The organism is Sinomicrobium sp. (assembly GCA_029266035.1).
In the GTDB taxonomy this organism is placed as follows: domain Bacteria; phylum Bacteroidota; class Bacteroidia; order Flavobacteriales; family Flavobacteriaceae; genus Sinomicrobium.
This window is the reverse complement of sequence record JAJUFH010000004.1, coordinates 1-12,333: the sequence shown is the minus strand read 5'-3', so window position 1 is coordinate 12,333 and position 12,333 is coordinate 1. Positions and strand designations below refer to the sequence as shown.

Annotated in this window: 9 protein-coding genes and 1 riboswitch; of the genes, 6 read left to right on the top strand and 3 right to left on the bottom strand. The window is 44.0% G+C overall.

Annotated features, from left to right (window positions below):
- Positions 1 to 28: 28 nt before the first annotated feature.
- The 4 genes from hemL (at position 29) to ACYZZR_RS03670 (ending at position 7,056) form a co-directional block, all read left to right on the top strand.
- On the top strand, positions 29 to 1,315 hold the full coding sequence (gene hemL / locus ACYZZR_RS03685; protein ID WP_461532647.1) for a glutamate-1-semialdehyde 2,1-aminomutase: 1,287 nt from the start codon (positions 29 to 31) through the stop codon (positions 1,313 to 1,315).
- Between the two features lie 212 nt (positions 1,316 to 1,527).
- Positions 1,528 to 1,627, top strand: a riboswitch (SAM riboswitch).
- 88 nt (positions 1,628 to 1,715) lie between these two features.
- Positions 1,716 to 5,123 carry a bifunctional aspartate kinase/homoserine dehydrogenase I gene (thrA, locus tag ACYZZR_RS03680; protein WP_461532646.1) on the top strand — a complete coding sequence of 1,136 codons (3,408 nt, stop codon included), beginning with the start codon at positions 1,716 to 1,718 and terminating at the stop codon, positions 5,121 to 5,123.
- A 55-nt stretch (positions 5,124 to 5,178) separates the two neighbouring features.
- Positions 5,179 to 6,348: a trans-sulfuration enzyme family protein gene (locus tag ACYZZR_RS03675; RefSeq protein WP_461532645.1), complete on the top strand. Its 1,170-nt coding sequence runs from the start codon at positions 5,179 to 5,181 to the stop codon at positions 6,346 to 6,348.
- A gap of 165 nt (positions 6,349 to 6,513) precedes the next feature.
- Positions 6,514 to 7,056, top strand: coding sequence for a DUF2911 domain-containing protein (locus ACYZZR_RS03670; protein WP_461532644.1), 543 nt, complete (start codon positions 6,514 to 6,516; stop codon positions 7,054 to 7,056).
- Between the two features lie 77 nt (positions 7,057 to 7,133).
- Here ACYZZR_RS03670 and ACYZZR_RS03665 read toward each other — a convergent pair whose 3' ends face one another.
- The 3 genes from ACYZZR_RS03665 to ACYZZR_RS03655 form a co-directional block, all read right to left on the bottom strand.
- The gene (locus ACYZZR_RS03665) at positions 7,134 to 8,756 is read right to left on the bottom strand and encodes an amidohydrolase (protein ID WP_461532643.1); all 1,623 of its coding nucleotides are present in this window, start codon (positions 8,754 to 8,756) and stop codon (positions 7,134 to 7,136) included.
- Positions 8,757 to 8,826: 70 nt separating this feature from the next.
- A complete protein-coding gene (locus tag ACYZZR_RS03660) occupies positions 8,827 to 9,855 on the bottom strand; it encodes an RluA family pseudouridine synthase (RefSeq protein WP_461532642.1) in 1,029 nt (342 codons plus the stop codon).
- On the bottom strand, positions 9,842 to 10,480 hold the full coding sequence (locus ACYZZR_RS03655) for a PASTA domain-containing protein (RefSeq protein WP_461532641.1): 639 nt from the start codon (positions 10,478 to 10,480) through the stop codon (positions 9,842 to 9,844). Before ACYZZR_RS03655 ends, ACYZZR_RS03660 begins: the two co-directional genes overlap by 14 nt.
- A 154-nt stretch (positions 10,481 to 10,634) precedes the next feature.
- On the opposite strand from ACYZZR_RS03655, the gene ACYZZR_RS03650 reads away from it, so the two are divergent.
- Entirely contained in the window at positions 10,635 to 11,612 is a 978-nt protein-coding gene (locus ACYZZR_RS03650) for a D-alanine--D-alanine ligase (protein ID WP_461532640.1), read from the top strand.
- Between the two features lie 127 nt (positions 11,613 to 11,739).
- A complete protein-coding gene (coaD, locus tag ACYZZR_RS03645; protein ID WP_461532639.1) occupies positions 11,740 to 12,192 on the top strand; it encodes a pantetheine-phosphate adenylyltransferase in 453 nt (150 codons plus the stop codon).
- Positions 12,193 to 12,333 lie beyond the last annotated feature (141 nt).

The window sequence follows — 12,333 nt, the reverse complement described above, 5'->3', positions numbered from 1 at the left end:
CAAATCCACCTGACAAAAAAATACCAAGATGAAATATCAAAGAAGCAGTGCATTATTTGCAGAAGCCGAAAAATATATCCCCGGAGGGGTCAATTCTCCAGTACGAGCCTTTAAATCGGTAGGAGGAACCCCTGTGTTTATAGAAAGCGCTAAAGGAGCTTATCTGTACGATGCTGATGGCAACAGGCTTATCGACTATATCGCTTCCTGGGGACCTATGATTCTTGGGCATGCTCATGAGCCGGTAATCACAGCTGTTACTGAAAAAGCAAAAAAGGGAACTTCGTTCGGCATGCCCACTGAAACGGAAACCGAAATCGCCCAACTGGCTATATCTATGGTGCCAAACATCGATAAGATTCGCTTTGTAAACAGCGGAACCGAAGCCTGTATGAGCGCTGTGCGACTTGCCAGAGGATTTACCGGCAGAGAAAAGATTGTCAAGTTTGCCGGATGCTACCACGGGCATTCCGACGCCTTCCTGATTCAGGCCGGAAGTGGAGCGGTGACTTTCGGATCGCCCAACAGCCCGGGAGTTACTCGTGGGACTGCACAAGACACCTTATTGGCCAAATACAACGATCTTGAAGGAGTAAAAGAATTATTTGCTGCCAACAAAGGTGAAATAGCCGCCATCATTATAGAACCTGTTGCCGGGAATATGGGATGTATACTGCCCGAAGAAGGTTTCCTGCAAGGCCTTCGTTCGCTCTGTGACGACAACGGCAGCCTGCTTATCTTTGACGAGGTAATGACCGGATTTCGCCTCGCTAAAGGAGGAGCTCAGGAACTCTTTGGTATCAAGGCAGATATCGTTACCTTCGGCAAGGTGATTGGCGGCGGACTTCCCGTAGGGGCTTTTGCTGCTCGAGACGAAATTATGAACCACTTGGCTCCTTTGGGCCCGGTATACCAAGCGGGAACACTGAGTGGCAATCCACTAGCTATGAGTGCCGGACTGGCTCTGCTTTCTGAACTGAACGCCTATCCGGAAATTTTTAAAAGCCTTGAAGAAAAAACACTGTATCTCCACAAGGGGATAGCACGAGTGTTGAGCGAGCGCAATATACCTCATCACATCAACCGCATGGGGTCTATGATATCTGTTCATTTTACCGATGAGAAAGTAAGAGATTTTAGCAGTGCTGCTACGGGTAACAACGAAAGGTTTAAAAAATTCTTTCACGGCATGCTGAACGAAGGTATCCACCTCCCCCCCAGTGCTTTCGAAAGCTGGTTTCTCAACGATGCATTGAGTTATGCGGATTTGGATTTCACTATCAGTGCCGTGGAAAAAATAGCTTTATCACTGTAACCCCCCAGACGTCTAGGCTGTGCAGTAAGGATAAACCATCTCATAGTGGAACATTTATAGATAGGAGCGTTGCGTACAGAAAGATACTCTGGTACCGGATTGCGGAAATTGATTAAAAAAACATTGTCAGTCTCATTATAATTATATTACTTTGCCACTTGATTCTATCCGTCCTCAGTGGGATTGGAAAGAAAAGTTCATAAAAATAACAGATGTTATCAAGAAAGGCAGAGGGAATAGACCCGCTGAAGCCTTAGCAACCCTCCCTCGGAGAAGGTGCTACATTCTACCTCGAAAGGGGAAAGATAACACCGTGTACAGTTCACACGGTTAGGTGCAACGACTTCCGCACACGCTTTTCTTGTAACATTAGATAGTACAGAGATATAAAAAAGTTACATTGAACAGCAATTTACATCAGTTAGAAATCAAGAATTTTACTACCGATAGTGGGGTACAAATCGAAAGCATTCCCCTTTCTTATCAGGTATTCGGTTTGCCCTTGGGTGAAGCTCCGGTAATTCAGGTAAATCACGCCCTTACGGGAAATTCGGAAGTAGCCGGAAAAAACGGATGGTGGAAAGATCTTATCGGAGAAGGCAAAGGTATAGATACCTCCGTATACACCATATTGGCCTTTAATGTTCCCGGCAACGGCTACGACGGTTTTGTAATCGACAACTACAAAGACTTTGTAGCCCGCGATATGGCTCGGATATTTCTTCTCGGACTGGAGCAACTGAAAATAGATAAGCTCTTTGCCCTTATCGGAGGTTCTCTGGGGGGTGGTATCGCTTGGGAAATGGCCGTGCTGGACCCAAATATTACCGAACACCTTATCCCTATTGCATCCGACTGGAAATCGACCGACTGGCTTATCGCCAACTGCCAGGTGCAAGAGCAGTTCTTAGTCAACTCCAAAAATCCGGTTCACGACGCCCGTATGCACGCCATGCTTTGCTATCGCACACCTGCATCGTTCAAAACCCGGTTTAACAGAACGACCAACGAAGAGCTAAAGGTATTTAACGTAGAGAGTTGGTTGCTACATCACGGCAACAAGTTACAAGAGCGTTTTCAACTGGCAGCCTACAAGCTGATGAACCAACTGCTCAAGACTATCGATGTGACCCGTCATCACAAGGAAAACTTTAATGTTTTGGAGTCGATCAACGCCAAGATTCACATTATAGGGGTAGACTCCGATCTCTTCTTTACAGCCGAAGAGAATAGAGAAACCCACAAACAACTGGCACAGGCTCACGATCGGGTTACCTATGGAGAAATACATTCCGTACACGGGCACGACGCTTTTTTAATAGAATATGAACAACTGGAGAAACTCATAGGGGGCATCTTTCAGAAAGGGAAAAACAACAAGAGAATGAAAGTACTGAAGTTTGGCGGAAAATCACTGGCCAACGGAGAAGGCATCACTAATGCGCTAAATATTATAGAAGGTAAAATCAGAAATGGAGAAAAGATTTGTGTAGTTGTATCGGCACGAGGGAATGCCACCGACGAATTGGAGAGCCTGTTGGAAAAGGCAGCTCGAGGAGAAGATTACAAAAGCGATTTTGAGACCTTCAAAACCTATCAGCAAGGCGACTTCTCTTATGTAGATCTCTCCCCTCAATTCGACAAACTGGAAAAACTGTTTGAAGGCATACGCCTATTGGGGGATTACAGTTCGAAAATAAAAGATCAAATCCTTTCTAAAGGGGAAGTTATTTCTGCAAAGCTCATCACTGGTATACTTCAACACAAAGGCATTAAAGCCGTGTTTACCGATACCCGAAAACTCATCAAGACCGACGAGGCATTTGGAAATGCTCAACCATTGGAAAAACTGTCTAAAGAAAACGTTCTGGAACACTTTAAAAAACACAATGGCGACACCGTACATATCGCAACTGGTTTTATCGCTTCCAATACCAAAGACGAGACCACTACGCTGGGACGCAATGGAAGCAATTACACCGCTTCGCTTATCGCCAATTTCCTAGATGCTTCAGAATTGCAGAGTTACACCCATGTAGACGGTATTTTTACCGCCAATCCCGAACTGGTTCCGGAGGCACAGCGCATTGAGCAATTGTCGTATAACGAAGCCAATGAAATGGCCAATTTTGGCACGACCATCCTTCACGCCAAGACCATTATCCCTCTGATTGAAAAGAATATTCCACTTCGAATACTCAACACCTTCAACAACGACAACAAGGGAACATTGATTACCTCTACTCCCAACAAGGAAGGTATCAAATCACTTTCGGTGCTCGAAGATGTTGCCTTGCTCAATCTGGAAGGGAGAGGACTTCTCGGAAAGGCCGGAGTCGACGCTCGTATTTTTAGGGCTTTGGGAGATAGCGATATAAGCGTGAGTATTATTTCGCAAGGTTCTTCAGAAAGAGGAATCGGACTGGTAGTAGACGCAGAAAACGCATCCAGGGCTATCGTAGAACTGGAAAGAGAATTTGAAAAAGATTTCTATTCCAAAGACGTCAACAAGATATCTGCCGAAGACGGCGTTTCTGTAATCTCTATAGTAGGACAGGATCTCAGCACCTTCCACAAGCCCTACAACGCCTTGATAAGAAATCAAGTTGTCCCTCTGTTATTCAACAATACCGTAACCGGAAAGAACGTCAGCCTTGTCGTCAAAAAAGCACAATTACACAAGGCACTCAACGTAATTCACGGCGAGATATTCGGTATTTCTAAAAAAGTAAACATCGCTATTTTTGGACACGGACTCGTAGGTGGTACTCTTATAGAGCAGATACTCTCTTCGGCCGACACCATAGAGGAGCGAAAAAACATACGTCTCAATATATTTGCTGTTGCCAATTCGAGAAACGTCCTCTTAAACAAACACGGAATAGACAATAACTGGAAAACGGCCCTAAAAGAGAGCAAACTGCCCTCACAAGTAAGTTTGGTATCAGACTATGCCCGACAACATCACCTGGAGAATCTAATTGCCATAGACAATACGGCCAGTGTTGATTTTGTAGAAAACTACATCGACCTCGTCAACAACGGCTTCGATCTGGTATCGTCAAATAAAATAGCCAATACCCTGAGCTATAAATTTTACCGCGAACTCCGAAATACCCTCGACAAAAATCACAAACAATACTTGTATGAAACCAATGTAGGAGCCGGGTTACCGCTTATCGACACCATAAAATTACTGCATTTATCTGGAGAAAACATCACCGGAATTAAAGGCGTATTTTCAGGTTCTCTAAGCTATCTGTTCAACACCTTCTCCGTTGAAGACCGTCCGTTTAGCGAAGTGCTTCAAGAGGCTATCGATAAAGGATTTACCGAACCCGACCCTAGAGAAGATCTCTCCGGAAACGACGTGGGGCGCAAGCTGCTTATTCTCGCTCGTGAATTAGACTTACACAACGAGTTTGAGGATATCAGCATACAAAACCTGATTCCGGAAGCATCCGGACTTCGGGAAGGAGAGGCTGCAGATTTCCTAAAACGCCTGAAAGAGCTCGACAGCGAATACTCAGCGATTAAAGCCGCGCAGCAACCCGGTCACGTTTTGCGTTATATAGGTGAGCTTTCGGGCGATCTGAGTGGCGACAAGGGACAACTAGAAGTAAAATTGGTATCTGTACCTGAACAAAGTGCCCTCGGACAGGTAAAAGGCTCGGATTCTATTTTTGAGATCTACACCGAATCTTACGGTTCTCAACCCTTGGTAATACAAGGAGCCGGAGCCGGAGCCCAGGTAACGGCACGGGGTGTATTTGGAGATATACTGAGACTTGCAGATAAAGGAGAATAAAAATTACCCTGAAAAAAGGAACTTGGGTAATAACACTACAACATTAAATCAGACAATGAAAAAACAACATTTTGAAACCGATGCCATTCGAACGCAAACACAACGGACAGAATTCCTGGAGCACAGCAGTCCGCTATACCTGACATCGAGTTTTATATTTGAAGATGCCGAAGATATGAGATCTTCTTTTGCGGAAGAAAAAGAGCGAAATATTTACAGTCGTTTCACCAATCCCAACACTTCAGAATTTGTAGAGAAAATATGCCATATGGAAGGCGCCGAAAGCGGATATGCCTTTGCTACAGGAATGGCTGCAGTATTCTCTACCTTTGCCGCCCTGTTAAACAGCGGCGATCACATTGTGGCTGCGAGATCGGTATTCGGTTCTACTCATACCCTTTTCACCAAATTTTTACCCAAGTGGAATATCAGTACCTCCTACTTTAAGGTAGACGAAACAGATAAAATTACATCGCTGATCACTCCGCAGACAAAAATACTCTTTGCAGAAACCCCGACCAATCCAGCCGTTGATATTCTCGATTTGGAGCTTTTGGGGAGTATTGCAAAAAAGCACAATCTCATCCTTGTTATCGACAATTGTTTTGCCACTCCATACCTTCAACAACCCATTAAATTTGGTGCCGACCTGGTCATACATTCCGCTACCAAACTGATAGATGGGCAAGGGCGTGTACTAGGAGGAATCACCGTAGGAAAAAAGGAACTCATCAGGGAAATCTATTTATTCTCCCGCAATACCGGGCCGGCACTGTCTCCTTTTAACGCATGGGTGTTGTCTAAAAGTTTGGAAACCCTAGCAGTAAGAGTGGACCGCCACTGTGAGAACGCCTTGAAAATCGCCGAATTCCTCGAAAGTCATCCGCAGGTCAACTGGGTAAAATACCCTTCCCTAAAATCACATCCTCAATACGAAGTAGCCAAAAAACAGATGAAAGCCGGAGGAAGTATAGTCGCTTTCGAAATCAAGGGTGGCGTAGACGCCGGACGCAAATTTCTCAATACCATTAAAATGTGTTCTCTCTCTGCCAACCTCGGAGACACCCGCACCATAGTGACCCACCCGGCCTCGACCACACACGGCAGGCTCAGCGAGGAAGACAGGCTGGAAGTAAGTATTACTGACGGACTGGTAAGGGTTTCGGCGGGACTTGAAAATGTAGCCGATATTATCGCAGATCTCGATCAAGCGCTTAGGGGGTAGGTTGGGTTGTTTGGTTATTGGGTTAATGAGTTACTAGGTTACTGGGTTATTGAGGGACTTGAATAACTTATTGGCTAATAATTTACCAGGGAATCACACTCGATTTAAAAAGTTTTTCTAACTTTAAACGGTATTCGTAGAACAAATTAAATAAACACTCTCGCTATGAAAAACTATTTTGCAGTATTAATACTGGCCTTTACTATGGGGCTTGTAACGGAAAGTCACGCTCAAAAATTCAGTGATCTAGACAAGAGCCCAGCTGACATTGTCTATTACCGTACCGATCGCAAAACTCCTCCAATCGCCAAGGTAATTTACAGCAGGCCGCAAAAAAAGGGAAGACCTGTATTTGGCACTTTGGTGCCCTTTGACAAGGTATGGCGTACAGGGGCTAACGAGGCCACGGAAATCACCTTCTTTAAGGATGTAGTTTTTGGCGATGCCGAAGTTGCTGCGGGTACTTATAGCCTGTACACCATTCCCGGAACCAAAGAATGGACCATCATTCTCAACAGTGATACCGATGTCTGGGGTGCATACGAGTATAAAGAAGCAAACGACGTCGCTCGTACCAAAGTAGCAGTAAGTTCGGGTGAAGAAGATTTGGAAGCTTTCTCTATTAGCTTTGAACCCAATGAGAAAGGTGCCGATCTCTATCTCGGATGGTCTACTACAAGAGTAAAAATACCGGTAAGCCCAAAATAAATTAGGCTACAAATACATTTCAAAAAGCCCGGAAATAGCGCGCACGCCGTTATTCCCGGGCTTTTTCTTTTCTGACATCAATACACTTTTTTACCTCCAATAAAAGTTCCCTCTACCTCCACTCCGGGCAGTTCTTCTTCAGCAACCTCCATAATATCCCTGTCCAGAATGACAAAATCTGCCATTTTTCCCAGCTCTATACTCCCTTTTTCTCCTTCCTCAAAGTTGGAATACGCCGCCCAAATAGTCATTCCTTTCAGCGCTTCTTCCCTACTTAAAGCATTTTCAATCTGAAATCCGCCCTCCGGATATCCGGCCGTATCTTTACGGCTCACTGCAGCATAAAAAGTGAGAAAGGGACTTACCTTTTCCACGGGAAAATCGGTACCAAGCGCAAATATTCCGGCTTTGTCTAACAAGCTGTGATATGCATAAGCTCCTTTACTGCGTTCTGTACCCAGTCTGTCGGTTACCCAGTACATATCACTAGTAGCATGAGTGGGTTGAACCGAAGGAATAATTCCCTGTTCAAAAAAATAGAAATCTTCGTCACTTATCACCTGTGCGTGCTCTATCTTCCAGCGACGATCTTTTTCCCCCCTCAAGGCCTTGGTATACGCCTTTAGAACAACTGCATTTGCCGAGTCACCTATAGCATGGGTATTCATCTGATAATCGGAGGCAGCTATGCGCTGGGCCAATTTTTCAATATCTTTAACCGGAGTTACCATAGCGCCATAGTGTTCCGGCCTATCGGAATAGGGTTCTTTTAGCACCGCACCTCGAGATCCAAGAGCACCGTCGGCATATACTTTTATCGATCTCACATTGAGCTTTTCGCTCTTCTGTATTCCCCTCGACAAATAGTACATAACATCCTTTTCGTCGTTTCCAACCATGGCGTAGATTCTGATATCCAGTTTTCCCATTTGTTGCAAACTATCGATCAATTCGATAACCTCTCTAGACAAACCTGCATCATTTACGGTAGTTAAGCCATAAGAAAAACATATTTGCTGAGCCTCGGTAAGCGCGGCAATCTGCTTATCCCTTTCTGGGGCTGGAAGTACGGCATCTACAAGTCGCATAGGACTGTCGATCAAAACCCCTGTTGGCAGGCTGTCTCTCAATACAATCTCGCCGTTTTCTACATGAGTAGCCCCTGTAATGCCTGCCATATCCAACACCTTCTGATTTACGAGATAAGCGTGTCCATCGATCCTCTCCAGTACCACAGGAAGGTCGGGAAAGAGCTTGTCGAGTTCTTCCTTGTCCGGAAACTCTTTTACTTCCCAATCGTTCTGATCCCATCCTCTACCGTAGATAAATGTGGTCTGCTTATCACTTCCCACTTTCAATCTGTCGAGCACTTCTTCAAAACTCGTTGTTCCAGTCAGATCTACCTGCTGAAGGTTTAAGCCCAATCCGTAAAAATGACAGTGTGCATCGATAAGTCCGGGAATCACTACCTTGCTATTTACATCGATAATTTCCCTTGCAGAATAATTGTTTTCAATCCTTTCTACACTCCCTACATCTACAAATTTGCCATCTTTGATAGCAAAGGCTTCGGCAGTAGTAAAATCGGAATCTACAGTATACACTTTTGCATTGGTAACTATAATATCTACGGGCTCTTTGTGCTTACAAGCTGTGGCAAACACTAACCCCAAAAAACACAAGAATGATATCTTTTTCATGGAAAGTGGATTATTTGGAGAACATAAAGATAAAAAATGGGGGGCAAAAATTAAAATATTACGACAAGCTTCACAAACTGGAATGTTTGGAATAATTTCTCCATCGCTCTATACAAGCATCCATATCTTCCGGTATTTCGGAATCGAAGCGGAGAAACTTTCCACTAAGTGGATGCTCAAATCCGAGAGTCTTAGCGTGTAGTGCTTGCCTGGGTAATACCTTAAAACAATTCTCTACAAATTGTTTGTATTTAGTAAAGGTAGTGCCCTTGAGAATCTTGTCTCCCCCGTAGCGTTCGTCGTTAAACAAAGGGTGTCCAATGTGTTTCATATGGACTCGTATCTGGTGGGTTCTGCCCGTCTCCAAACGGCAGGATACCAGAGTTACATATCCGAGACGCTCTAATACTCGATAGTGAGTCACGGCTTCCTTACCCTGCTCTCCATCTTCAAAAACAGCCATTTGCAGGCGATTCTTGGGATGTCGTCCTATATGTCCTTCTATGGTACCTTCATCTTCTTCTATATTTCCCCATACCAAGGCCACGTATTCGCGTTCGCTGGTCTTTTCAAAAAACTGTTTTGACAAATGGGTCATAGCCTGTTCTGTTTTGGCCACAACCAATAAACCGCTGGTATCTTTATCGATACGATGCACCAATCCAGGTCTTTCATTACTGTTTTTTGGAAGGTGGTCGAAATGATATACCAAGGCATTGATCAATGTACCGCTGTAATTGCCGTGTCCGGGATGTACTACCATTCCTGCCTCCTTGTTTACCACCAGCAACTGGTCGTCTTCATAAACGATATTCAGCGGAATGTTTTCAGGGGTGAGCAAATATTCGTAGGGAGGATGTTCAAACAATACCTTTACCTCATCTTCTGCCTTCACCCGATAATTGGCTTTAACCACAACGCCATTGACTCTGATATTACCGTTTTTGGCCGCCTGTTGTATTTTGTTTCGCGTGGCATTTTCTACAAAGTTCATCAGGAATTTATCTACCCTCAACGGCTCCTGCCCCTTACCGGCCATAAAGCTGTAGTGTTCGTATAGTTCGTCTTCCTGCTCGTCAATTCCGCTATACTCCGTCATTCCCCATTGTATTTGTGCCTTCCGTATCGGCAGCCTCAGCAGCCGCTTCAGCTTCAGCCTTTTTCCTTCGCTCTTCCGGTCCGCCATCACCACAGACTAGATCTATCTTTGTTGTCTTTGGAAACTGATCTCCGGGAGCTATTTTTTTTCCTTGGTATTCTATGTAATACACCATATCCTTTCCTATCTCATCGATATACTCAATACGCCCTACGTCAAGCCCTACCGCACGCAACATAGACTCTGCATTCCTGCGAGTTACCTGAATGATATTTGGAACACTTACCTCTCGATAACCGGAGGGGTTGATAGTCAGATATATTTTTCTGTTTTCCTTAACTGCACTCCCCCCCACAGGCTCTTGCTCGATAACCGAATACCTAGGGTAAGACGGATTAAAATTGGCCGAGTCCAGTACTTCAAAGCGAAGGTCGAGTTCATCTAAGGTTTCTTTCACCTCGTTGAGGGTTTTCTTCGACAGATCTGGAACGGTTACAAACTCTCCGTGATTGGTTGTTGTTTTAAGCCATCCAAGAGTCAGAAACACTAAGGCAATCACCAAGGCTATAGCAATGCCAATCTGTATTAAAAATGTCTTGCTGGTCAGGAATTTCAAAATACTCATATCCTATAGTTAAGATGACAAAGATATAAAACTGTTTCCTTTCGGAACAGGCTGCGACAATTGTCTGCAAACTTTTGCTGAAAGTTCTTTTATCTTCTGATTTATTAATTATACATTTGGTTTAACGAATTTTAAGAACTATTTCGTGTAACTGATGAAAAAAAATATTGCAATATTAATGGGAGGATACACCAGCGAAGCTGCAATCTCCCTAAAAAGCGGCGAGGTGGTATACCGCAATATGGACCGCAATACCTACAGGCTGTTCCGCATTCAAATCTCCAAAGACAAGTGGGTTTACGTAGACGACAACGAGGAGGAATTTCCTGTGGACCGTCACGATTTCAGCATCACACAACAAGGAGAAAAAATACGCTTTGACGCTGCCTTTATCACCATTCACGGTTCTCCCGGAGAAGACGGTTATATACAGGCTTATCTCGATCTTTTAGGCATACCGCATACGGCCTGTAATTTTTATCAAGCTGCACTCACCTACAACAAGAGAGACTGTCTCTCAGTGTTGAAGGCTTATGGCATTCCCTGTGCTACCTCCTATTATCTAAACAAGGGAGACGAGATAAAGACGGGAGAGATTAAAGAGAAAGTTGGTATGCCCTGTTTTGTAAAGGCCAATAAAGCCGGATCGAGTTTTGGTATTTCCAAAGTACATCGCGAGGAAGATCTCCGGCAGGCTATCGCGCACTCCTTTGAGGAAGACGACGAAATCATTATTGAATCTTTCTTGGACGGAACTGAAGTATCGGTGGGAGTAATCCCTTATAAAGGATCGATCAAAGTACTTCCAATAACTGAAATTGTCACTGAAAATGACTTTTTTGATTACAACGCCAAATACGAAGGTCAATCGCAAGAGATTACTCCGGCTCGAATCAGTGATGAAATGACGGAAAAAATTTCGGAAATGGCACATAGGATATACAGCATCCTAAAGTTAAAAGGATTTGCCCGAAGTGAATTTATTATTGTAAACGATATTCCTCACTTACTTGAGATCAATACCGTTCCCGGGCTTACCGCAGAGAGTATACTGCCGCGTCAGGCCGCAGCTGCCGATATTCCGATAGCCGCGCTCTTTAACAGTGCGATAGAGGAAGCTTTAAAAAGATAAAATACTGGGGGATAGATCTCAGTAGGCATAACGGGCTCTAAGTTTGAAGCTCGGTATTTGGAGTTTGCCACCCGGCAATCTCCAATAACAACACTGATACCAACTGACAAACTAAGAACTGAAAACTATGAAACGAGCTATTTTTCCCGGATCTTTTGATCCTATTACACTCGGTCATTACGACATTATTTCCCGAGGAGTGACCTTGTTTGACGAACTGATTATTGCCATAGGCACCAATGCAGAAAAGAAGTATATGTTTTCTCTAGAGAAGCGCAAGCATTTTATCGAAGAAGCCTTTAAAGATGCTCCTAATATCAAGGTCATGGTCTATGAGGGGCTCACCGTGGATTTCTGCAAAAAGATTGATGCAAAATTCATTCTGAGAGGACTGCGCAACCCGGCTGATTTTGAATTTGAAAAAGCCATTGCCCATACCAATCGGAAACTCTCAGAAATAGAAACCGTATTTCTACTCACCTCTTCCGGAAAGTCGTATATCAGTTCTTCGATTGTGAGAGATGTAATCCGAAACAAAGGCGATTACACCGGGCTCGTTCCCGATACCGTAAGGGTATAGATAGGTACATTCAGAATTAAATAAACATTTGTAATTCAGTGAATTAATCCGTAATTTAGAGAAACAAAACCCCGAAAATTGGCCAAAGTGCCAAAAAACGGGGTTTTTCTATTCTACGTGTCTATGAAATTACAAAGAATT